Consider the following 23,355-nt stretch of genomic DNA (forward strand, 5'->3'; position numbering starts at 1 on the left):
GCTGGTTGGTGATGTGCGTTTCAGGGATTAGCCGGTGATTTTAATACCAGGTGTTTCACTTTTTAATTCTTCATAGTTTCCATTCACAAACACTGTATGCCAACCCCTTAGTCTGTATGTACAATTTGACTCATGTCCAGATAATTGGAAATCAACGGATGCTTCTGTTAAAGGTTTGCCTCCACTTGGATAAAAATTATATGTTAAATAATCAACCTGATTCCATCTTTCTCGATCTTCATCATATTGTTCTACTGCTATATCCATTTGTATCTCATCAACTGCCACATGACATTGCGTTGTCATATAGATACCTATCCTACCATTTCTAGGATTGCTAATAGATAAGATCCCATCGGCAACCCAGTTTCCTCTTGGATCATAAAGCTGCACAATAACTTGTTGTTTCTCCTGCAAATTTTGATTATGACTATTTTCCTGAGTGGCTGTTTGCGCAAAAGTCGGACTAGTTCCTAAAATTGCAATTAATATCCCTATTAAAATACTCTTTAACAATTTTCTCATATGTCCCTCATCCTCTCATTAATAATATCGCATATTTTCAACGATTTTTTTAAACTCATCTTCTTCCATTATACCGCTTAAAAGATAATATGCTGTTCTTGTTGTTATCTCTGCACTAAATTCTACTGCTCCATTAGTTAAATAATTTTTACTCAAAATAACATCTTCACCCAGCAAACGATTGTGCTGTTTTGCATATGGTATCCTATCTGATATATGCATATTGACAATTTCTTCCTCATCACCAAGTTCCGTTAATCTTATAATATGATCATTATACTCCCACTTAATAATTGCTCGTTTTCCTTCAAATACTAACTCTTGAAAAAACATATCTGAAGGCACATAGCTTAGTGACAAAACAGGAATTCCCAATTCTTTTGCAATTTCATCACAAGCATCTTCTGCCGTTTTTATATCTCCTGCCAATACGGGAACATTATTCCATACAACACCTTTATTTCCATCACTTTCACTCACTTCCCCATACCTAAACCCATTCCTACCCACAACACAAACCGTCCCCCCCACGCAAATCACCCCAACAACAGCCGCTGCCACAACAACCCGCGACCATTTCCTTCTTCGGAAACGCCGGGGCGGGGATGGGGAACCATTTGTATCTGGCAAAGGGTCTGAAACGCTTGAATCGGACTGTTTTTCCTCTCTCTCCTTCATCCACATTTTCACTTTCTGCATAATCAGCTCAAATTCGCCGTCCGGAGCTTTCAGTTCCGGAGAGGTGTCTGGGTGGGCGATGGCATCATCCATATCCATTTTCAGCTGCCTTTCAGAAAACCCATAGGCTGCTTTGATCTCATCCATTATATAATCATCCTGCTGCCCCTTGATCTTCTTGCTGTCCACAAAGCACCTCATTCTGCCAATTATCCTCAACTTCCCTTTTTTGAAAGGGTTGACTTTTCACATCTTATGGGTAGTATAGTAATAGAGATAAAACCCGAATTGCTGTGGAGGTAACCATATGAAAAAAATCATCCTAACCGGCGGCGGTACAGCCGGGCACGTCACTCCAAATCTCGCTCTGATCCCGTCTTTACAGGAACTGGGATACGAGATTCATTACATCGGTTCTTATCAGGGTATTGAGAAGAAGTTGATTGAAAATGCCGGTATTCCATACCACGGCATTTCTTCCGGTAAGCTGCGCCGATATTTTGATCTGAAAAATTTCTCAGATCCCTTCCGCGTTTTGAAAGGTTACGGCGAGGCTTTAAAACTGCTGAAAGAATACAAACCGGACGTTGTATTCTCCAAGGGTGGTTTTGTTGCCGTTCCTGTGGTTCTGGCCGCGAAACATTACAAAATCCCGACGATTATCCACGAATCCGATATGACTCCCGGTCTGGCCAACAAAATATGTATTCCTTCTGCCCAGAAGGTCTGCTGCAATTTCCCTGAGACTTTAAAATACCTTCCTCAGGAAAAAGCAGTTCTCACCGGCTCCCCCATCCGCAAGGAGCTTTTGGAGGGTGACCGGCTCTCCGGACTTCAATACGCTCACTTGTCCGCAAACCGTCCTGTCATACTGGTAATTGGCGGCAGCTTAGGTTCTGTCACCGTCAACAACGCGGTGAGAAAGATTCTCCCCAAGCTCCTCTCCCAATACCAGGTGGTACATATCTGCGGGAAAGGCAATCTGGACGAAGGCCTGATTGGAACCGCCGGATATGTTCAGTATGAATACGTGGACGCGCCGTTAAAGCATCTGTTTGCCGCTGCTGATGTGATCGTCTCCAGAGCTGGCGCCAACTCTATCTGCGAGATTCTGGCCCTCCGGAAACCGAACGTACTGATCCCGCTGTCCGCAGCTGCCAGCCGCGGTGATCAGATTTTAAATGCCAGATCCTTTGAAAAGCAGGGATTCAGCACCGTCCTTGAGGAGGAAAGCCTGACGGAGGATTCCCTTTATCAGGCCATCACCGCCACCGATCAAAACCGGTCGCAGTTTATCTCCTCAATGGAACAGAGCCCGCTCTCCAACGCGGTGGATACGATCATATCTCTGATCGAATCCTATTCCGCAAACTGAGGCATATACTCCGGACCTAATTTCTTTCTCAAATAGATCCTGGCTCTCATCAATCGGGAACGGCACGCCGTTCCCGAGATGCCCAACAGTTCGCTGGCCTCGGAAGGCGAATACTCCAAAACACAGCAATAGTAAACAACATCTCTCCAATCTGGTTTCATCGCATCAATGATTCCGCGAATCTCCATATAGCGATGGTTCTCAATCACCAGGTCTGAAACATCTTTTCCCATACACCGCAACAGTACCGCGGTCGGCACTCTGCCATCTTCTGGATCCCATTCTACTTTTCCGATCCGGCAATTCCTTCTGTACAGATCCACACATTTGTTCTTTAGGATCTTCGTCAGCATCGCTTTGATATTGCCGATTTCTTCTCCGTCCTTGAACAGATAGTATTGATAATACGCAGCGAAGGTCTCCTGAACCACATCGTCAATATCGTCATACTCCACTCCGTACCTTCTGGCAATCGTTCTCAAAGGTGCTTGATACGTTTCGTAAATTGACCGGAACAACTGATTCATTTCACGTTCCATATTCTCTCCTGCCTGCCGTTTATTATAATTCATTTCTAATAAGCTCCGCTGTCTCTGACAGCTCCTCCTTTGTTGGTTCACCCGGTTTCCAGGACACCATTTCAGGGCCGCCGTCATACCGTGGAATAATATGTACATGAAAATGGAACACAGTCTGGCCGGCTGACCTCCCATTATTCTGCACCACGTTAAAGCCGCTGCAGCCCAATGCCTTTTTCATTGCAGCGCCTATTTTTGCCGCCAGGGGAAGAGCCTTTGCGGCTACCGAATCATCCAGAGCGCACACGTCCTGATAGTGATTCTTCGGAAGAATCAGTGCATGGCCCCTGGAAGCCGGCCCCAGGTCCAGAATTACCCGAAAGTCCTCATCTTCATATATGGTAGAAGATGGGATCTCTCCATTTGCAATTTTGCAGAAAATGCAGTTATCGTCCTTCATTCATGCCTCCCTCCTCAGCATACGGCTTCCTCTCCTCCGGGCCGGTATAAAACAATACCCCCAGAAGAAATCCAAGAACCAAGCCGCCTATATGAGCCGCGTTATCCACACCTGTGCTGGTAAATCCGAAATAGAGAGAACATACCACAAGCATCGTAAGCTGTCTGGTGCTTAAATCCTCCAGCTGTCCTCTGTTCCGGATCACTGCGTACAGCAGGCCGCCGATCACTCCGAAGATCGCTCCCGACGCCCCTGCCGAAACTGCCGGCTCATAATCATTAATACTGACTATCATAGAAAAAACGTTTGCCCCAACTCCGCAGACCAGGTAAAACACCAGATACTTGATCCTGCCCAACGCCCGTTCCAGATTATCCCCCAGCACAAACTGAATAATCATGTTGTTCACCAAATGGGAAATCCCAAAGTGCATGAACACCGATGTCAGCAGGCGGTAGTACTCCCCGTGCTTTACAATCAACGGCACGTACATTGCTCCATGTTCTACCATGAACCAGGCATTTTCCGTAGATCCGCAAAATTCCAGCCATAGAAAATATAATATGTTGACAATGATCAGCGTGTCATTGATATACGCGGGCTTTCTCCGGCGATGCTGCATACGTTTTCTCCTTTTTATACACGCTTATTGTAACATATTTTCCAGAATTTGTTAAGACTCATAAAAACAAAAAGCCTGCATCCGCGAAATAAATCTCACTTCCCACCGGCAGGGCGGCGGTCTCATTTGTCTGCAAAAGCCGGCCGGACACACGCACGCCGTTTGTGGAATTTAAGTCTGTCACCGTATACCCGTCCCCCTCTTTGTCAATTCTGGCATGAAGCCGGCTCACCGTATCTTTTGGCAGCACACAGTCCACCAATCCCTCCTGCTTTCCAATAAGGAAGGGAAAATAGGGAATGGAAATCTCCCCTTCTCCGGAAACGCTGATCAGCCTTCGCTCCGCTGGTTCCCGTTCCGTCAGCAAAGCAGTATTCTCTCCCTCCTGAGACTCCATTCCGTACCGGGCCGGCGGCTCCGCCACCCTCTCGTACTCATCCTCCGGGAATACCATCTGCCAGGAATTCTCCGCCCGTTTGGGACGGAACAGCTCCTTCGGCCCGAAACCGGTATTTTCCCGTCTTTCCTCCGGTATTTTTTCCGTTTTCTTTCGTTTCAGCCTGGTCAGCAGCCCTTTTTTCTCCACATTTCCTTCTTCCATACTGAAATCGGTCTCCGTTCTGCCCTGCTGTGCAAATGACTCCTGAAACCAATCCGTTTCCGGAATCGGTGTATCCAGGGTGTGCTCCGGCTGATACAGCGTCTTCAACAGATCACGGATCCCATAATTCTCCTGTTTCGTCACCTGAAACAGTTCGTAGGCCAAAACCACGCCCTCCCGGTCCTCATGGCTGATCCGTCCCAGAAGGTACTCCATTAGCCGGCACACCGCCACAGGGAAATTTCCCATATATCCTGGCACAAAGCATAAGGATACTGTATAATTCTGCGGTTCAATGTATATATACTCCGGCTCCAGCAAAATGTGTTCCTCGCCCAAAAGATAGCGCTCCATTTCCTCCACCGCAGCAGAAATTCCCAGAATCAGATGGCGCAGCTCCTCCGCCCGCATCTCCTTTCGTTCCACCATACGGCTTAAGGGCTGTCTGGAGGTAATTTCATAATAACATTCCAGTTTCCCTCCCACTTCCTTTGCCTGGAACGGCAGAAATCCGGAAATATTGTTTTCTTCCGCCATTCTCATTTCAAAATCATCCGGCCGCCACTCCATTCCTATAATAAGATAGTTATGTCTAATCTCCCGCTGATACCGAATTTCCATGTTCCACTCCCTCCTCTATCATTGATACTTTTCGCAGAAACTCCTCCGGTTCGTACCGTTTCATGGAAAGCTCCCGCTTTTGCCCGTTTTTTTCCACCGTTCCCTCTAAATAGGTGCCTTCATCCGCAACGCGTACCCCAAATCCCAGGATCTCCAGCCCCTTTTGCAGGTTTTCCCCAAGGGGCGTTTCCTCGTCGTACCGAACCCACTCCACAGCCTCCTCCAGGATCATCGCCCCTACCACCTGGTCCTTCAGGCGATAAGTCCATAAAATCCCCTGGGTCACTGCCAGCAGCAGCATTCCCATGACAAACGCTGCCTCCACCGTATAGCTTCCCCTTAATTTCATACCGGTCTGCCCTCCTATCTCACAAGCATCCACAACACTGCCGGCACTGTGAAGGGCAGAAAAGGCACCGTCCTCTTTCTTACGGAAATATTCTTTGCCCTTCCCCACATAAGCAGCCCGGCACACCAGAGAACGCACAAAAACAGGCTGACAAAAAACAAAGCCACATTTCTCTTAAACCCCAGGGCAATCCCGGCCACCACGAAAAACCAGCCGTCTCCCTCTCCCACAGCCCCGTCCGACCACTTTGAAAACAGGACCAACAATATCCCCGGCACCGCGTTGACCATCTCCGAGCCTAAAGATACCGGTCCGTCAAAGCACAGCTTTCCAAACCAGATCAAACTCCCAAACACCACATAAATCCAGGCGTCAATCTCTTTTTTTCTGGCATCCTGCCATGCCGCGATTATCAAAAAGCCTAAAAACAAAATCTCCTTCATATTCCTTTCCCCTTTTCGTTTCATAAATTTTCCGGGAAAAGGGCAGGCTGTGGCACCCACTGGCGCCGGAGCGCGACCGTTTCCGTTTCCCTTTTCCCTCTGTGTAGAGCGTTTCTCCGCCGGAAACATTTTCACCATGGAAAGCTCAGTTTCCTGCGGCAGAGCAATAAGAACAAGCCCCCAAATGACGAACGCTTTCCAACGGAACGGCCCGCACATAGGCAGTGATAGACCTGCAATCCCGTCTGGAGTGATAACTCTCCCCGCCCGGCATAATATAGACCGTATCTCCCGTCCCGTTTCCGCATATGGCACAGGCCTTATAGCGCTTTCCGTCCTGATTCCTCAAACTGTCCAGCTCCCCTCTGGAAACCGCTGTGATGTGGTTATAGAGATAGTGGCAGGTTCGGCTTACATGATACCGGACACTGTCCCGGCCCACGTATACAATGGTTTCCCCTTCGCTCTGATCCCCGTTTTCCGCCCTCAAACCATCCTTTCCGGTCCAAGCCCGCCTCAGGCAGCGAACCTGCTGCGGCAGTTCCTCCAGGGAAAACACCGGAAAGGGCAGTTTAATCTCATAATCCACAATCAGGTCAATCGTCTCACCGTCCTCCAGAATCCGGCTTTTTCCGGCGGAAAATTTTCCGGCGCGTTTTGTGTCCACGCTGTTCTCCGCAGCCCTCTCCACCATAAGACAGATCGCCGCCTCCGACATTCCCGCCAACAGATCCATATCCTCAGACTCTGCCAGACCGGTAGTAAAATACCCGTACTGGGCAATCATCTCTCCCTGCGCCTCCACTCCCGCCTGAACCCGTCTTCTGGTGTCCATAATCTGGATCGGGCACGCCATCAGAGCCATAAAAAACAGAAACAGCGTAAGCCCCAGGGCTGCCTCCACTGTCATGCCGCCCTTTAAGGACGTCAAACCAGCCTCTGGCAGGGAGGCGGAAAAAGACACCCTCCTTCCGGCTGTCAGATTTCGTTTATCATATGGGGGATTGCGTACCTGGAGAGTCACATTCTTGTTTATTTCCTTTCTAAATTGATTTTTTATGCAGTTATTCCGAAAGAAGGGCATCTTTTTCCACCTCCCAATCCCTGTGAATAGTTCTTTTCCACAATTTCCTCCTGTGTAAATATCAATAAGCCTTTCCCACCTTCGTTTCCAGCCTGTAGCTGCCCAGCTGCCCGCCTGCGGAAAACAGGTGCTCCGCGCGGGTGGCTGCTGTCATCTCTACCCGAACGGCGCAGCGCTCCATGAGAAATCCAGGCTCTGCCCACCCGATAGCGTCCTGCATCACATCCATCATGCGGTAAAGAAGGGTCCTCTGATCAGAGGCGAACAGCAGCAGCTTTATATAGCTTTCATAGGAAAATCCATGATCCTCCTCCTGAACCTTTACGTCGCCGTTTTTTCCAAAATCCAGCAGCTGATCAAGGCTCAGTTTCCAGTCCTCCTTCCGCTTTACTAGGGGGACTTTTCCTCCGGCATAAAGCGCCTTCACATCCGCGATCGCCTCTCCCAGGGCCCACACGCCCATGACAAGGACTGCCACAACCTCCACCAGGGGCAGCATCCCCGAAACTCCCACGATTGCCGCAGCCAGCTCCCTTGCCTGCGCCTTTTTTTCCGGATCCCCCAGAATATGAATCAGATTCAGCCCCTCACGAACCGCTAAAAGCTTTGCCGCTGTCTCTGCCAAATTAGACGAATCCTCCAGCTCTCCGCTGGCCAGATACTCCATCTGATAGCAGATCCCCGGCTTTTCCTCAAATCCGTCCAGGAAATGACGGAAAAACTGTCCGCAGTATTCCCCCGTAAGCAGCCGGTCTCCCAGACCTTCCGACGGTGTATCTCCTTCCGAAACGGATCCCAGGGGGGCTCCGGTCAACTCTGCCCCGGATACCTGCGTCCCTTCCGGCAGCACCAATCCCAGCAGCCCTTCTTCCGCTATTCTCATAATATTTTTCAGAAAGGACTGCTTTTCTTTATCTGCCGTTCCATGGGCGCAGTCCAGGCTCTTTACCTGAAACTCTCCCATATGGCGGGCCACCGGCCTCCAAAGGGCATCCTCATCCAGCTCCTCATCTTCATCCCCGTCCCAGTTGGCGATATCATCCATCACGTCCCGCGCCTCCTCCATAACTGCCTCCGTCAGCCGTTCATTTTCTTCCGCGATCCCTGTCAGGCTCTCGATCTCCCCTCTGCGCTCCCCATCTTTCGCGGTGTACGCTAAATATCTCTCGTATTCTTCCTTGGCCGCCGCCCGGGTCTGAGGAGTCATGTCCTCCATTTTTACCTGGATTTCTCTATAGACAGACTCCAGCTCTCTCTGAAACTCATCCGCCTTCTTCCCGTACTCCTTTACGGCCCCCGGGACTTTTTTAAGCTCCTCTATCAGACGTTTCCCCGTTCTCAGAAAGCCGTCTCCATTTCCGGCGGCGAGCTGCCGCCGTCCCTCCTCGCTGAGCTCCTTCTGCCCATTCTGCCCGCGGTCAATTTCCTCCAGCACCCGTTCCAGTTCCAGCGCCCGGTCCGCGCAGTCCCCATACAGCGCCGATGTTTCCTGCACTGCCGTCGCCTCCTTCAGCCCGTCCCAGATGCCTACGGCCTCCTCCTCTGAAAAGTCCAGCGACCAGACCCCGTATTTCATATAGTCCAGCACCTCTCGCTGCAAATGTTTTCCACCGTCATCCACAATCCGTATCGTTTTATCCACAACCACGGTCTCGTTTTCCGCCGGATACCAGCCAGCGGCCTCTAAATATCCATCAAAATACCTGGAAAACTCTGCCTCCAGCTCCTCCTCTCCGCCAAATTCCCGCAAAAGGATCCGGTACTGTTTCCACAGCTCTCTGTGATACCCCGCCATCACGGAATCCAGGGCAGAATCAGCCGCCACCCGCAGATAACACCTGGCTCCCGCCGTTCTGGCAGACTCCACCAGGGCACATAAAAGCGCCGCGATACATAACAGGACCATGCTTAAAAATACTGTGATCTGACCGCTTTTCCTCATCAGTACACCTCTTTTGACTGTTTGTTGATTTCCTTAAAGACGTTAGTAAGCAGCTCGTTGATCTGCTTTTTGAACACGATTACCAGGCCGATTAAAACCACCAGAATCAGCACCACCTCAATCACACCTACTCCGTCCTCCTCATTCCAAAATGCCAGCCATTCTTTTCTCAGATTCATAGACACTCTCCTTCCCGGCCGCAAGGCCAGATGACGATTTGATCAGTTTTAAAATGACAGCAGCGCCGGAGCCGCCACCATGGCCATCACGACTCCCAGCATCAGAAACAGCGGTATTAAAAGCTTCGTTCCCGCCTCCTCCCCCTGTTTTCTGGCCAGATTTTTCCGCTCCTCAAAAGCGGCAGCCATCTCCAGCCTCATAGCGCTCCTTAAGTTTTTCGTCCCCTCTCTCCGGTTCTGCTCCAGCAGTCCCGCCAGCTTTAAATACGGCTGAAGGCCGCACCGCCTTCCAAACTCCTGATACGCCTTTCCTTCCGGGATTTTCTTTTCCATTTGTCCCAGGGTTTCCCTCATCTCCTCATAGGCATACCGCTCCCCTTTCCCCTCCTTTCGGTCCCGTTCATAATTTCTCACAATCTGGTCCCAGGCTCCCCGCACAGTAAGCCCCGCTCCCAAGAACACGGTGAGCTTGGAGACGATTTCCGGATAGTCCCGCAAAAGCTCTCTCTCTCGCCGCTCTTTCTGCTGTTTTTTCGTTTCCCGTTCCCTCACCTCCAGAAAAACAGCAGTCAAAATACCGAAAAACGGCAGCGCCCACAGCGGCGCCCCCTCCGGATCATAGTAAGAAAGCGCGTTTCCTTTAAAACTTCCCGGAAGTCTCAGGCTGTCTCCGCCCTGAGCGGTGTCCTCCGCTCTCACCTGTTCCAAAAAACGCTCCACCTCCAGCTCCTCGCCGGTAAGAAACGGCGGCAGCACCGTGATCTCTATCCCGCATCTCCTCTCGTGACTGCCGTCTGAAAGCACTGCCGCCAGTTCCACCTGTTCTCCCTCCGGGGCCACTCCGTCCCCGTACACCTTCCCCAGACCATCCACCAGCCGCCCGTCCGTCTCCCACTGCAGCTCAATCCCATATTCGTCCCACTGGGTTATCAGCTCCAGATCCGTCCTCACCTGATGGATGGACGCGTTTTCCCCCAAAATCCGTTTAGGAAGCTCCTCCTCAATCTCGTCAAAGAGCCTCTCCGCCTCATCCGCCGTGTAGGTTCTCTCCCCCACGGGGACGGTTACCTTCGTCTCCCGCTCCAGCAGCCCGTTTACCGTCACCTCATAGAGCGCTGTCCCTTCTCCATGGGGATTCCGGATCAAAACCGTCCGGTCCTGCCGCCCCGCGCCCGCTGCCATTCCAAGACCGTAAAGAGCCAGTCCCGCCAGCACACTTGCAATCTGCATTCTTCTCCGTTGTTTCCGCTCCATCGCTACACCTCAATTTCCAGTATCTTCCAGGCAGCCGCCACCGCTGCCAGATAGATTCCCAGGCACACCGTCATTACCATCTTTCCGGCCCCGGTGGTATACATCACGTCAAAAAATCCCGGCGAGGTCAGATCCACATAGAGTACAATTCCAAACGGCAGGCCGCTCATAATCCTCTGTTCCATCCTCCTGGACGCCGTCGCCGTGCGGATGTCCTCCTGCACCTGCATCTTGTCCCGAATCACCCCGGCCGTATTGTCCATGATCTCCCCCAGACGGCCGCCGCTGCGCTTGGCCAAACGGAATACCTCCGCGAAATTCCGCACGTCCTCCAGACCGCTCCGCCGCCCAAAATCCGCCAAAAGTCCCTCTACCGGCCGGTTTAGCCCCATCTGAGACACCACATAGGAAAATTCCTTCACAATCAGCCCTTCCTCTCCAAACATGACGGTCAGCTCCTCCACGCTTAAGCGGAAGGCATTTTCCACGGAATAGCCGGATCCCAAAGATGCTGACAGTACCCGGATCCCCTCTTTAAATTCCTCTGCCAGGCGCTCCAGCCTCTTTCGCTTAAATGACCGTTTCATCAAAAATGGAAAACCCATGCCGAACGGCAGAAATAAAAGAAACGCCAAAAGATCTCTATAGAACACATAAGCCGTGAGGGCGGCTAGGCCAACTCCGGCAGCCGTACACCATCCCCACTCCTGAAATGACAGCGTGTACGTCTCATAATTCACAGCCTGATGCTGTGAGTTTTTCTCTGTTTTTAAGCTCCCCCGTCCTCTGAAGGCGCCCTTCCACCTTCCCCGCGCCTGTCCCTTCTTCCCGGAACCGGAACAGGGAATTGAGAGCAATTTTCCCATTTTCGCAGCCTCCTATCTCTGAAATCTCCAGCACCCGGCGGCTTTTATCCCGCAGCCTTCCCAGGTGCACCATCACATCAATGGCCGAGGCAATCTGGCTCCGGATCGCCTCCAGGGGCAAAGCGGCCCCCATCAGCACCATGGTCTCCAGCCGGGCCAGCATATCCGCCGTGCTGTTTCCATGGCCGGTGCATAAAGAGCCGTCATGGCCGGTGTTGAACGCCGCCAACATGGAAAACGCCTCCTCTCCGCGCACCTCTCCCACGATAATCCGATCCGGCCGCATCCGCAGGGCAGCACGGATCAGATCTCCCACTGTCACCGGCCGGTTTCCCTCCCCATTGTCATTCCTGGTTTCCAGGCGCACCAGGTTGGGAATCTGCCGGATCTGCAGCTCCGCGGAGTCCTCTATGGTCACAATCCGCTCATCCGGCGGGATAAAGGCAGACAGCGCGTTTAAAAACGTGGTCTTTCCCGATCCCGTACCGCCACTGATAAAGATGTTGTACCGGGCCCGCACCAGAGTCCCCAGAAATCCTGCGGCCTCCTCTGTCAGCGCTCCCAGCTCCGTCAGCCGTTTCATGGTGATGGTTTCCGGGAATTTCCGGATTGTGAGAGCCGGGCCGTCCAGGGCCACCGGAGGCAGCACCACATGGACTCTGGAGCCGTCCGGAAGGCGGGCATCCGCAATGGGCTCCGCCACATTCACCACCCGGTTTACCCGGCTCACAATCTGCTGGATCGTATCCTCCAACTGCTCCTCCGACTCAAATCCGCCGTCCCAGCGGCACAGGCTCCCGCCCCGCTCAATAAAGATCCTGTCCTTTCCGTTTACCATAATCTCCGTAATATCGCCCCGGTCCATAAGCTCCTGGAGCACTCCCAGCCGCCGGAACGCGTCAAACAGCCGCTCCCTCATGCCCAGGCGCTCTCCCAGCGGGAAAAAGGTCTCCCGGCCCAGTTCCACGATTTCCTCATCAATAATGCCGTACAGCTCCTCGTCCTCAATCTGCCGGTAATCCTCCAGCCTGGCCCGTACCTTTCCCTTTAAACGCTCCCACCGCTCGCCGTCATTCCTCCTCACGCTCTCGCCCTCCCCGGACCAGACGGCGGGTAAAATCCCCCAGCTCGCCCCACAAAAGCTGTTCCGGATAATTCTCCCCCGCCGAAGGACGGTTTCCAGACGGCAGTTTCAGTTTTTCCAGGCGCTCCGCCACTCCGTCTCTGCCGGAACCTGCCAGATATGCCTCAAATTCCCGCACCTTCGCCTGAGATACCCAGTCCTCCAAAACCGGCATATACACAGCGTCGCAGGCTTCCAGGATTTCCGCCGCCTGGCGGCCCATCTGCCCCAAATCCACCACGATCACCCCATACCCGGATTCCGCGGCCATATCCTCCAGAAAACCGGCCATCTCCATGGCGCTGATGCCCTCTAAATCCTCCGGATACCTGGCCGGAGGAATGTAGTCCACATTTCCCCAGGAATAGACGAAGGCTCCCAGCTTTTCCCAGCAGCCGCCTCCGTGACAGTAGCGGTAAAGCAGGTCTGACAGGCATTCCCCATAGCTCTCCCCCGCCATTTCTCCAAATCCAGAGCAGTCCTCCAGACTTACAAGCAAGGTTTTCTCCGTCTCCTTCCATACCTGGGCCAGGGTAAGGGCAAAAGCGGTCTTTCCGCATCTCCCCACAGGGGAATAGATGCCGATCAGGCGGCCCCGGCCGGCAATGGGAACCGATTCTCCCCAGTCCTCACCGTCATAGCAGGCCATCACCTCCCGCAGCAGCCGGTCGGAATTTTGATATTTATACACCGACGGGAGCCTGGCGGCATCCGCCCGTTTCTCCTCGCCCAGATAAATGATCTGCCTGGCCTGGATCCCCTCCAGCTCCTCCGCCGGCACAGTCTCCCCCGCCAGCAAAATCTCCACGCTGTGTTTCGCCGCGTACTCCCTGAGCCGCTCCGCCGACGAAAACGCCACCGCCCGAAAGGGAATCTTTCCCCTCTCATTCGCATAGTCGGCCAGCCGCTCCGCGTACCGGATATTCCCGTCGCAGACCGCCATAATTCTTCTCATCCCATTCTCCTTTCCATCCCGCGTCAGGAGTCCAAAAAACTGCCGTCCATCTCCCGGTCCGCCATTTTACCTGACCCCATCCGCTTTTTTACTGATTCTCCCTCCCGCCGGCCTCGTATCAGCCGCAGCCAACGCCCGGAAAACTCCTTTCCCCAAAACAGCCGCTTTCTGTCAGCCCATGTGCCCCGCTGCCAGCCGCAGGATTGTCCCTACCGCCAGGCAAAATGCCAGCGGGATCGCCGCCTCCTTTCCGTCCCGGTCCGCCCGGTAATACGGCTCATACGTGTTCCATGTGATCATCCGCCCGATATAGGCAAAGAAATAAGACAGGCGCCGCGCCATCATCCCTCCGCGCAGCAGCCTCTCCAGGGACCAGACCGCCCCCAGAAAAAACCCGGTTCCCACCGCCTCCAGCCCTCTCGAAAGGCCGAGAAAGCCCACAATAACCGCCACAGCCTTCACATCCGCCGCCCCGATCATCCGAACCAGAAACAGCGGAAAAAACAGGGCTCCCGCCAAAATCCCTGCCGCCATGCCCGTTCCCCGAAGGAAAATCCCGGCTATGAACGCAGCCAGCGTCAGATATTTGGAAACCTTCCCGCAAGTCAGGTCCTGAAGGCCAAATACCGTCAAAAATATACACAAAACCACATCTGTGTCCAATAGACACCACTCCCTTCCAAACGTGCTCATACCTGGAAACTTCGCCTGATCCGGCGGAATATAAGAACCTGTGATATACTCCGTGAACGGAGTATGAATCGTATCCCTATTATGGACCATTTCAGGGCAAATGTCAATCCTTTTTTATTGACTGTCTCACACGCCCGGTGATAAAATGATAACAGTTCAGCCCTACGGAACCGTCACACAACATGAATATATTTCCATATCCCGTCCATACTAACCCCATTACACAACAGGGAGATGGAATATGAGAATGCTAAAACAAGCCAGAAAAGCCGCGGCCCTGCGGGAGGAGCAGAGGCTGCGGGGCGAACTTGCAAGGACAAAGGACGCCATTGACGCGGCACGCAACCATTTTGAGCAGGTGGTGGATCCCATGCTGATCGACTGCTATATCTACGAATGGAACGCCGCCCAGTTAAAATATCAGTTTCTCCTCCAGCGCTTTAAAAACCGGGAACTCTGACCCCAGTTCATGAAAGCTGTGCGCCGCCGCGCGCCTGTATCAAAGTGCGGCTGCCATAACAGCCGCTTTCCCCCGCGCGGACCTCGCCTTCGCCGAAGGCTTTTTAAGGACAAAAACCGCCTGCGTCCAGGGAGCAACTCTCCCTGCCGTCCGGCAGCCAGTCCCCAAAGTGCCAGCCCCGCGCGGACCGCCATCCATCTGAAAATAATTCCAGGAGGATAACGCCATGAAAAAATGGTATGAAAAATCCGTTTTTTATCATCTTTACCCATTGGGAGCCACAGGGGCGCCAGGGTTTAACAGCGGGGAGACCGTTTCCCGCTTTGACCAGTTAAACGGCTGGATCCCCTACCTGCGCGGCATGGGGTTCAACGCCCTGTACATAGGCCCTCTGTTTGAATCCACCTCCCACGGCTATGACACCAGAGACTTCCGCCAGGTGGATCGCCGCTTAGGCTCCAATGAGGAATTCCGGCAGTTCGTGGACGCCTGTCACGAGGCCGGGATCCGCGTCGTCATCGACGCCGTATTCAACCATACAGGGCGGGAATTCTGGGCGTTTCGGGACATCCAGGAAAAGAAATGGGACTCTCCCTATAAAGACTGGTACCGGGGCGTCTCCTTTCACAGCGGCAGCCCCATGGGCGACCCGTTCTGCTACGACGCCTGGCAGGGCCATTTCGGCCTTCCCTGCCTGAATTTAAAAAATCCGGAGGTGACCCGGTACATATTGGAAACCGTCCGTTTCTGGGTGGAACAGTTCGGCATCGACGGCCTTCGCCTGGACTGTGCCAACGTCCTGGATTTCGACTTTATGAAAGAGCTGCGGAGTTTTTGCTCCACCGTAAAAGAGGATTTCTGGCTTATGGGTGAGGTCATCCACGGGGAGTACAGCCGCTGGGTAAACGGGGAAATGCTCCATTCCGTCACCAACTACGCCCTTCACAAGGCCCTCTACTCCGCCCACAACGACCGCAATTACTTCGAGATCGCCCACACCATCCGGCGGATGCCTCAAAACGGCGTAGAGCTTTACACCTTCACCGACAATCATGACGAGGACCGCCTGTCCAGCAAGCTGGCGGACCCGGCGAAACTGGGCCTGGTCTACACCCTGCTATACACCCTCCCCGGCATTCCTTCCGTCTATTACGGCAGCGAATGGGGAACCAAGGGAAAACGGTCCAGCACCAGCGACGCCGCCCTGCGCCCGGCCATCTCACCGGAGGACGCCGGAAAACAGGCGAACCAGCTGACGGCCCTGATCCGGCGCTTAAACGCCATTCACAGCAAAAACCCGGAGTTTGCCGCCGGCCTTTACCAGGAGCTTTACCTGACGAACCGTCAGTACGCCTTTGCCCGCTACGGCCAGGATTCCATCGCCGTGGTGGCGGCCAACTGCGACGATGGTCCCTGCACCGTCACCGTCCCCCTGCCCATCAGCAGCCGGCGGGCGAAAAACCTCCTCACCGGCGAGGAGATAAACCTGTCCGAAGACACCATAACCGTAGAGATAGACGCCAATTCCGCGGTGATTTTAAAGGTGTGGGATTCCCTCATGGAGGCGGGGGCGCCTCTGGACGAGGAAGATATGGAGCCGGAACAGTTAAAAGAATTATTGGGAGAACATTGGGAGGAATAAGCAATGAAACAGACGGGGGTAATCACAGAAATGGACCGTTACCTGTTCGGCAACGGCACCCACTATGAAATTTACAACAAGCTGGGAGCTCATCCCTGCACCATCAAAGGAAAAAAAGGAATGTACTTCGCCGTATGGGCTCCTCACGCGAGGGAAGTCCATCTGGCCGGGGATTTCAACGGCTGGAACGAAAAAAGCCATCCCATGCAGCCGCTTAAAGATTCCGGCATTTACGAGCTGTTCGTGCCCGGCATGAGGACGGGGCAGCTCTACAAATACGCCATTACGTCCCAGCGGGGCGACACATTTTTAAAGGCCGATCCTTACGCCTTCCAGGCGGAATACCGCCCCGGAACGGCCTCCGTGACCGCCGATATTGAGGGATTCCGCTGGTCTGACTCCCGGTGGATGGACGCCAGGAAGACAGCGGAGCTTACGAAAGAACCTTTGAGCATTTACGAGGTTCACATCGGCTCCTGGAAGAAGAAAGACCGGGAGGAAAAGGACGGGTTCTACACCTATAAGGAGGCCGCTCACGAGCTGGCGGACTACGTTTCCTCCATGGGCTACACCCACGTGGAGCTCATGGGCATCGCCGAGCACCCCTTCGACGGCTCCTGGGGCTACCAGGTGACGGGCTACTACGCCCCCACCTCCCGCTACGGCACCGCCAAGGACTTTATGTACTTTGTAAACTACCTTCACAAAAAAGGCATCGGCGTCATCCTGGACTGGGTTCCGGCCCATTTCCCCAGAGACGCCCACGGACTGGCGGATTTCGACGGCCAAGCGCTCTATGAATACGCCGATCCCCGCAAGGGCGAGCACCCCGACTGGGGCACCAAGGTCTTCGACTACGGCAAAAACGAGGTGAAAAACTTCCTCATCGCCAACGCCCTCTACTGGATCGACAAATACCACATTGACGGGCTGCGGGTGGACGCGGTGGCGTCCATGCTCTACCTGGATTACGGCCGCAGCGACGGCAACTGGGTGCCGAACAAATACGGCGGAAACCAGAACCTGGAGGCCATTGAATTTTTCCGCCACTTAAACAGCATCATCCGCCAGAGAGGAAACGGCGCCATGGTCATCGCCGAGGAATCCACCGCCTGGCCCATGGTGACCCACGATCCGGCAAACGGCGGCCTGGGCTTTACCTTTAAATGGAATATGGGCTGGATGCACGACTTTTTAGAGTACATGAAACTGGATCCCTATTTCCGCAAATACAACCACAACAAAATGACCTTTGGCATGACCTACTCCACCAGCGAAAACTTCATCCTGGTGCTCTCCCATGACGAGGTGGTTCATTTGAAATGCTCCATGATCAATAAAATGCCAGGCATTTATGAGGACAAATTTGCCAACTTAAAGGTGGGCTACACCTTCATGATGACCCATCCCGGCAAAAAGCTGCTGTTTATGGGACAGGATTTCGGCCAGTTCCACGAGTGGGACGAGAAGGTGGCTTTAGACTGGCACCTCACCCAGGAGCCGCTCCACGCCGACCTTCAGAAATACTACGCCGGACTGCTCCACCTGTACCGGAAATATCCGGCCCTCTACCGGCTGGACACCGATTGGAACGGATTCCAGTGGATCAATGCCAACGACGGCGACCGCAGTATTTTCAGCTACATCCGCCGGGACGAGACGGGCAAAAAGAGCCTTCTGGTGGTCTGCAATTTCACTCCCATGGAGCGGGCCGACTACCGGGTGGGCGTGCCGAAACGGGGCACCTACACCCTGGTGCTTGACAGCACCCACGGCCTCTATCAGAGGGGAGAAAAGGCCCCGGCCTTCCGCTCGGTGAAGAAGGAATGCGACGGCCAGCCCTTCTCCTTCGCCTACCCGCTGCCCCCCTACGGAGCCGCTATTTTCCGTTTTTCATAACCGGCCGCCAAAGAAATACACATAACTGAGACACCATACATAAAAGGAGGTCTGCCCTATGCAGAACATACTGGTTTGCGACGACGACAAGCAGATCGTGGAGGCGATCGACATCTATCTCACCGGAGAGGGCTATCATGTAATTAAGGCCTATGACGGCTTTGAGGCCCTGAAAATCCTGGAAAACACGCCGGTGGATCTGATGATCGTGGACGTGATGATGCCGGGACTGGACGGAATCCGCACCACCTTAAAGGTGCGGGAGACCAGCAGCATCCCCATTATCATCCTCTCCGCAAAATCCGAGGACAACGACAAGATCCTGGGCTTAAATATCGGGGCCGACGACTACATCACCAAGCCCTTCAATCCCTTGGAGCTGGTGGCGCGGGTAAAATCCCACATCCGCCGCTACACCCAGCTGGGAAATATGAACCAGCAGCAGGCCGGCGAGCAGATTTACAAATGCGGCGGCCTCACCATCAATGACGACAACAAAGAGGTGCAGGTGGACGGGGAGACCATCAAGCTCACCCCCATCGAGTACAACATCCTGCTGCTGCTGGTCAAAAACGCGGGCAAGGTGTTTTCCATCGACGAGATCTACGAGCAGATCTGGAACGAGGAAGCCATCGGCGCGGATAACACCGTAGCTGTCCACATCCGCCATATCCGGGAAAAGATCGAGATCAATCCCAGGGAGCCGCGCTACTTAAAGGTGGTCTGGGGCGTGGGCTACAAGATTGAAAAACAGTAAGGAGGGCATATGAAACGATTTACCGCCCTGCTGCTCCACCTGGCCTTTTTAGCCATCTTCGTGCTGGGACTGAGCTTAATGTACTTAAATTACAACTACGGCCGGGGAATCCACCTGTTTTCCGACTCCACCTATGAGGATTCCAACCTGTTTCAGGATCAGCTGGAAAAGGACATCAACCGCATTTTCGATTACGTCAACTACAAGGACGTGTTCGAGACAGACGGACAGTTAGACTACTCGAAGAAAATGGTGGGGGTGTCCTACACCTCCGGCATCGAGACCCAGTCCATGACCTATACCCTGGACGAGCTGATTCGCTACGGGAAGTCCCTAGGCTATTACCTGAACAGCGACTATGAGGTGGTGCGGACGGAGATGGAAAGCAGCACCCCCAAGGAAGATAATTTCGTGGTGGACTGGCGGGTCTATATGCCCAGTGACAACTACTCCGAGCCGGGGGACGCCTACGCCACCCTGGAGAGTCTTTCCCTGGAGATCATGACACGGCTGGGCAGCTACTTAAGCACTTACAACAACCTGATCGCCAAGCCGTCCAACCTGGTCTTTCAGGTGTGCTACAAGCGGACGGACGCCGATATGAGCCTGTACACCAACGCCCCGGACATGACGGCGGACTCCATCCGCTCCATGGGGAAATACTGCTACGTGGACGGCACCACCCTGGCGCCGGATACGAATATCTCCGTGCTGCCCACCAATATTTCCCAGGTAGCCGAGTCCAGCAACCCCTATGACAACAACAATTACTACGTGGCCATCGGCTTAAACACCGACTACCCTTACGAGGACACCTACTCTGCCGGACACGATTCCTTCCTGAATATGCGGGTCATGTACGTGGGCGGAATCTTCTGCCTCCTGGCAGGCATTCTGGGCCTGGCCTTAACCCTTCTGCGCCTGATGGCCGCGGAGCGAAAAAGCCCGCTCAACTACTACGACGCCCTCAGCACGGAAGCCAGCGTTATTCTGATCCTGCTTGGCTGCCTATTCGCCGTATTCCTGAGCTACCGGGTATTTTCCAAGCTCCTTCACCTGGTGGTACAGGTGGATTTCTGGTCCTATACCGACAAGCTGGTGGCGGCGGTGTGCATTTACTTCCTCCTGCTGTGGGAGGCGGCCAGCCTCATGCGCCGCTACGGGGCGAAAACCCTGTGGAGCAACAGTATGTTCCGCAACGCCGGTACATTTATCGACCTGTACTTTAAGGAGAAACACCTGACCGTGTTGGTGGCCTTTGTGTACTTCTGCTTTCTGGCCGCCAACCTGGGAATCCTTTCGGGAATCTTTTTGTCTCTCTACCACGGATACGGAGCACTGAGAAACATTCTCTGCATCCTCTTTTTCGTGGCCCTGGTGGTGCTGGATCTGTGGGGGTTCCACTATATGTTCCACAACGCCTGGGAACGGGACAAGATCGCGGAGGCCATCAGTACCCTGTCCACCGGCGACACCAGCTATCAGATTGACACCACCCTGTTTTCCGGCAAGGAAAAGGACCTGGCAGACAACCTGAACAATATTAGCCACGGCTTAGAGGACGCCCTGCGGGAGCAGGTAAAAAGCGAACGTCTGAAGGCCGACCTGATCACCAACGTGTCCCACGACATCAAAACGCCTCTTACCTCCATCATCAACTACGTGGATCTGATCAAAAGGGAAAAAATCCAGGATCCGAAGATCCTGTCCTACTTAGACGTGCTGGAGCAGAAATCCCAGAGGCTCAAAAGCCTGACAGAGGACCTGGTGGAGGCGTCCAAAGCCAGCTCCGGCAACCTGAAACTGGAGATCAGCGATATAAACTTCACACAGCTCATTCAGCAGACAAACGGGGAATTTGAGGAGAAATTTGCCATCCGCCGCCTGGATCTGGTGACGGAGGTTCCGGAGAAACGGCTGATCATCGAAGCAGACGGCCGCCGCCTCTGGCGTATCCTGGAAAACCTTTACAACAACGCCTTCAAGTACGCCATGGAAGGCAGCCGCGTCTATGTAAAGCTGGAGAGCCAGAATGACATGGCCGTATTTACCATTAAAAACGTGTCGGAAAACCCGCTAAACATCGACGCCAGCGAGCTCACCGAGCGTTTCGTCCGCGGGGACGTGGCCCGCACCACGGAGGGCAGCGGCCTGGGCTTATCCATCGCCAAAAGCCTGACCGTACTGCAAAAAGGCGCCTTCGACATTATCATCGACGGCGACCTCTTTAAAGCCCGTGTGGCATTTCCTCTGAAACCGCCGGCGGCGGAAACGGAGGATCCCGCAGGCTGATTGATTCTGTCACAGGAACGCGCTGTTGGGCACACGGTTTTATGCCATAGGAGAACGCGTTCCCTGGTCAAAGCCTCCGGCGGAATGCGCGCACGGTTTATATCAAGTCCAGCACTCCCCGAATATCCATGATCACATGGTCGGCCCCGGCGTTTAAATACGCCTGGGCGGCCTTGTCGCAGAGACGTTCTTTCTCATCCTCCGGCAGAGCTTTGTACTCCTCCATGGAAAGTCCCATGGCGGAGCTGCCCTGGATGATTCCCACCGCGGTCATTCCCGCGTTCTTTCCTTCCAGAATATCAGAAACCGTATCTCCCACCTTCATAACGCGGGACACATCCTTTAATTTCAGGGTTTCCATGTTTTTAAACGCCATGTAGGGATAGGGGCGGCCCATCTGGCCGGTGGAATCGGGGCTGAACCAGCAGTCCGGCGCGTAGCCCTGTTCCTTGGCGCATCTGGTCACAACGGCCATCATCTCGTCGGTATAGCCTGTGGTGGAGCCGATTTTTAAGCCCATTCCCCGCAGGGTTTCCACCGTCTCCTTCACATAAGGCTTTAAGGTGGTGTACTGCTCCAGCACCTCCAGGATCTTCTTCTCGCTCATGCGGTATACAGCCAGCACGTCCTCATCGTTCCAGTCCCGCCCGTACTTCTCTTTCCACAGCCCGGCGATCCGATTCATGGAAAACATGGTGCGGATGTGGTCGATTTTCAGCATTCCCATAGGCTTGCGGATCTCCTCCAGCGTCGGCTGGATGCCAAAGGCCCCGAAGGCCTCCTCGAAGGCCTTTACCGGCGCGAAACAGCCGTAGTCCACCACCGTTCCCGCCCAGTCAAAAATAATTCCGTCGTATCTCATATTTTATCTCTCCTCCAAAAATTCTTTTACCAGACCGCAGACTTTTTCCATATCCTCGCTGTAAATCTCTCCGATATTTCCCACACGGAAGGTGTCCGCGTCCGTCACCTTTCCCGGATAGATGGCGTAGCCTCTCTCCTTGATGTACTGGTACATCTCCTGGAAGGAGAAGTCACGGCCCTCCGGATAGTAAAAGGTGGTGATAATGGGCCCCTGGATGTCCTCGCTCACGTAGGGGCGGATGCCTAACTCAGCCATACGGCGGATCAGCAGGCGGTTGTTCTCCTGATAGCGGCGGCTGCGGGCCGGAATTCCCCCTTCCTCCTTAAGCTCCCTCATAGCCTGGGCGAAGGCCAGCACCACGTGGGTGGGGGAGGTGTATCTCCACTTTCCGTCCTTTTTCATGGTCAGCCACTGGTCGTAGAGATCTAAAGACAGGCTCCTGGCCTTGCCTCTGCATTTCTCCAGTTCACTGGTGCGGCAGATGATGAAGGAGAAACCGGGCACGCCCTGAATGCACTTATTGGCGCTGCTGATGATAAAATCAATGCCCAGCTCGCCCACCGGGATGTCCACGCCGCCAAAGCTGGACATGGCGTCCACGATAAATACCTTTCCCGCTGCCTTCACCACAGCTCCCACCGCCGCGATGTCGTTTAACACGCCGGAGGTCGTCTCACTGTGAACCATGGACACATGGGTGATCTGGGGATTTTCCTCCAAAAGCTGGCGCACCCGCTCCGGAGAAATGATTTTGTCGTAATCCTCCCGGTACAGAAGGTAGGAAATTCCCGCGTGCTCCGCCATATCCGCCATTCGCTCTCCGTAGGCGCCGTTAGCGGCGATTAACAGGGTTTCCTCCGCCCCCACGGCGCTGGTGAGCACCGACTCCACGCCGAAGGTGCCGCTGCCCTGCATGAGCACCGCCGTGTACTCCGGCTCCTGCACATGGGCCAGCTCCAGAAGGCCAGCCCGGATTTCCTGAGTAATCTGCTTATAGTCATCGTCCCAGGTGCAGTGGTCAAACAGCATTTCCCGCTTTACACTGTCCGTGGTGGTCAGCGGACCTGGGGTGAGCAATTTATAGTTTCTCATGTTTTGATTCCTCCGTTTGTTTCTCTGTTCTCTGCTTTTTATTGTCCGTCTCCGGCGGAC

The 23,355-nt window shown here is 53.8% G+C and carries 24 protein-coding genes; 6 read left to right on the forward strand and 18 right to left on the reverse strand.

Annotated features, from left to right (window positions below):
* Positions 1 to 27: 27 nt before the first annotated feature.
* Together B5E84_RS05370 and B5E84_RS05375 are read right to left on the reverse strand one after the other, a co-directional pair.
* Positions 28 to 525 carry a hypothetical protein gene (locus tag B5E84_RS05370; protein ID WP_087220320.1) on the reverse strand — a complete coding sequence of 166 codons (498 nt, stop codon included), beginning with the start codon at positions 523 to 525 and terminating at the stop codon, positions 28 to 30.
* A gap of 18 nt (positions 526 to 543) precedes the next feature.
* A complete protein-coding gene (locus tag B5E84_RS05375; protein ID WP_143469176.1) occupies positions 544 to 1,392 on the reverse strand; it encodes a hypothetical protein in 849 nt (282 codons plus the stop codon).
* A gap of 118 nt (positions 1,393 to 1,510) precedes the next feature.
* Here B5E84_RS05375 and B5E84_RS05380 point away from each other — a divergent pair, with 118 nt between their 5' ends.
* Entirely contained in the window at positions 1,511 to 2,578 is a 1,068-nt protein-coding gene (locus B5E84_RS05380) for an undecaprenyldiphospho-muramoylpentapeptide beta-N-acetylglucosaminyltransferase (protein WP_087220325.1), read from the forward strand.
* Here B5E84_RS05380 and B5E84_RS05385 read toward each other — a convergent pair.
* The 14 genes from B5E84_RS05385 to B5E84_RS05450 form a co-directional block, all read right to left on the reverse strand.
* Positions 2,563 to 3,117: an RNA polymerase sigma factor gene (locus B5E84_RS05385; protein WP_162612809.1), complete on the reverse strand. Its 555-nt coding sequence runs from the start codon at positions 3,115 to 3,117 to the stop codon at positions 2,563 to 2,565. The genes B5E84_RS05380 and B5E84_RS05385 overlap by 16 nt on opposite strands.
* A 22-nt stretch (positions 3,118 to 3,139) precedes the next feature.
* Positions 3,140 to 3,556 (reverse strand): HIT family protein, encoded by a 417-nt coding sequence (locus B5E84_RS05390; RefSeq protein ID WP_087220331.1) that lies wholly within the window; start codon positions 3,554 to 3,556, stop codon positions 3,140 to 3,142.
* On the reverse strand, positions 3,543 to 4,178 hold the full coding sequence (locus tag B5E84_RS05395; RefSeq protein WP_087220334.1) for a rhomboid family intramembrane serine protease: 636 nt from the start codon (positions 4,176 to 4,178) through the stop codon (positions 3,543 to 3,545). The genes B5E84_RS05390 and B5E84_RS05395 overlap by 14 nt, the downstream gene beginning before the upstream one ends.
* 58 nt (positions 4,179 to 4,236) lie before the next feature.
* On the reverse strand, positions 4,237 to 5,400 hold the full coding sequence (locus B5E84_RS05400; protein WP_087220338.1) for a DUF6382 domain-containing protein: 1,164 nt from the start codon (positions 5,398 to 5,400) through the stop codon (positions 4,237 to 4,239).
* On the reverse strand, positions 5,372 to 5,749 hold the full coding sequence (locus tag B5E84_RS05405; RefSeq protein ID WP_087220341.1) for a hypothetical protein: 378 nt from the start codon (positions 5,747 to 5,749) through the stop codon (positions 5,372 to 5,374). Before B5E84_RS05405 ends, B5E84_RS05400 begins: the two co-directional genes overlap by 29 nt.
* A 14-nt stretch (positions 5,750 to 5,763) precedes the next feature.
* Positions 5,764 to 6,192 (reverse strand): A24 family peptidase, encoded by a 429-nt coding sequence (locus tag B5E84_RS05410; RefSeq protein ID WP_162612810.1) that lies wholly within the window; start codon positions 6,190 to 6,192, stop codon positions 5,764 to 5,766.
* 145 nt (positions 6,193 to 6,337) lie between these two features.
* Positions 6,338 to 7,123 carry a hypothetical protein gene (locus tag B5E84_RS05415; protein ID WP_143469177.1) on the reverse strand — a complete coding sequence of 262 codons (786 nt, stop codon included), beginning with the start codon at positions 7,121 to 7,123 and terminating at the stop codon, positions 6,338 to 6,340.
* A 214-nt stretch (positions 7,124 to 7,337) separates the two neighbouring features.
* A complete protein-coding gene (locus tag B5E84_RS05420) occupies positions 7,338 to 9,218 on the reverse strand; it encodes a DUF5702 domain-containing protein (protein WP_087220350.1) in 1,881 nt (626 codons plus the stop codon).
* Positions 9,218 to 9,397, reverse strand: a complete 180-nt coding sequence (locus tag B5E84_RS05425) for a Flp1 family type IVb pilin (RefSeq protein WP_087220353.1) — start codon at positions 9,395 to 9,397, stop codon at positions 9,218 to 9,220. The genes B5E84_RS05420 and B5E84_RS05425 overlap by 1 nt, the downstream gene beginning before the upstream one ends.
* 48 nt (positions 9,398 to 9,445) lie before the next feature.
* Positions 9,446 to 10,627: a hypothetical protein gene (locus B5E84_RS05430; RefSeq protein WP_143469178.1), complete on the reverse strand. Its 1,182-nt coding sequence runs from the start codon at positions 10,625 to 10,627 to the stop codon at positions 9,446 to 9,448.
* A 26-nt stretch (positions 10,628 to 10,653) separates the two neighbouring features.
* Positions 10,654 to 11,238 (reverse strand): type II secretion system F family protein, encoded by a 585-nt coding sequence (locus B5E84_RS05435; RefSeq protein ID WP_242963303.1) that lies wholly within the window; start codon positions 11,236 to 11,238, stop codon positions 10,654 to 10,656.
* A 142-nt stretch (positions 11,239 to 11,380) separates the two neighbouring features.
* Entirely contained in the window at positions 11,381 to 12,601 is a 1,221-nt protein-coding gene (locus B5E84_RS05440) for a TadA family conjugal transfer-associated ATPase (RefSeq protein WP_330374178.1), read from the reverse strand.
* The gene (locus B5E84_RS05445) at positions 12,588 to 13,595 is read right to left on the reverse strand and encodes a P-loop NTPase family protein (RefSeq protein WP_242963304.1); all 1,008 of its coding nucleotides are present in this window, start codon (positions 13,593 to 13,595) and stop codon (positions 12,588 to 12,590) included. Before B5E84_RS05445 ends, B5E84_RS05440 begins: the two co-directional genes overlap by 14 nt.
* Positions 13,596 to 13,766: 171 nt before the next feature.
* Complete coding sequence (locus B5E84_RS05450) at positions 13,767 to 14,288, reverse strand: A24 family peptidase (protein WP_162612811.1); 522 nt, start codon at positions 14,286 to 14,288, stop codon at positions 13,767 to 13,769.
* Positions 14,289 to 14,529: 241 nt separating this feature from the next.
* On the opposite strand from B5E84_RS05450, the gene B5E84_RS05455 reads away from it, so the two are divergent.
* The 5 genes from B5E84_RS05455 (at position 14,530) to B5E84_RS05475 (ending at position 21,338) form a co-directional block, all read left to right on the forward strand.
* A complete protein-coding gene (locus B5E84_RS05455) occupies positions 14,530 to 14,748 on the forward strand; it encodes a YaaL family protein (protein WP_087220362.1) in 219 nt (72 codons plus the stop codon).
* Positions 14,749 to 14,974: 226 nt separating this feature from the next.
* Positions 14,975 to 16,390 (forward strand): alpha-amylase family glycosyl hydrolase, encoded by a 1,416-nt coding sequence (locus tag B5E84_RS05460; RefSeq protein ID WP_087220365.1) that lies wholly within the window; start codon positions 14,975 to 14,977, stop codon positions 16,388 to 16,390.
* Positions 16,391 to 16,393: 3 nt separating this feature from the next.
* Complete coding sequence (gene glgB / locus B5E84_RS05465; protein ID WP_087220369.1) at positions 16,394 to 18,289, forward strand: 1,4-alpha-glucan branching protein GlgB; 1,896 nt, start codon at positions 16,394 to 16,396, stop codon at positions 18,287 to 18,289.
* A 58-nt stretch (positions 18,290 to 18,347) separates the two neighbouring features.
* The gene (locus B5E84_RS05470; RefSeq protein ID WP_087220372.1) at positions 18,348 to 19,046 is read left to right on the forward strand and encodes a response regulator transcription factor; all 699 of its coding nucleotides are present in this window, start codon (positions 18,348 to 18,350) and stop codon (positions 19,044 to 19,046) included.
* Positions 19,047 to 19,055: 9 nt separating this feature from the next.
* Positions 19,056 to 21,338 carry a sensor histidine kinase gene (locus B5E84_RS05475; RefSeq protein ID WP_087220375.1) on the forward strand — a complete coding sequence of 761 codons (2,283 nt, stop codon included), beginning with the start codon at positions 19,056 to 19,058 and terminating at the stop codon, positions 21,336 to 21,338.
* 97 nt (positions 21,339 to 21,435) lie between these two features.
* Here B5E84_RS05475 and phnX read toward each other — a convergent pair whose 3' ends face one another.
* On the reverse strand, positions 21,436 to 22,200 hold the full coding sequence (gene phnX / locus B5E84_RS21005; protein ID WP_242963305.1) for a phosphonoacetaldehyde hydrolase: 765 nt from the start codon (positions 22,198 to 22,200) through the stop codon (positions 21,436 to 21,438).
* A 3-nt stretch (positions 22,201 to 22,203) separates the two neighbouring features.
* A complete protein-coding gene (gene phnW / locus B5E84_RS21010; RefSeq protein ID WP_242963306.1) occupies positions 22,204 to 23,295 on the reverse strand; it encodes a 2-aminoethylphosphonate--pyruvate transaminase in 1,092 nt (363 codons plus the stop codon).
* Positions 23,296 to 23,355 lie beyond the last annotated feature (60 nt).

Source organism: Lachnoclostridium sp. An14, from assembly GCF_002160755.1.
Taxonomy (GTDB): domain Bacteria; phylum Bacillota; class Clostridia; order Lachnospirales; family Lachnospiraceae; genus Lachnoclostridium_A.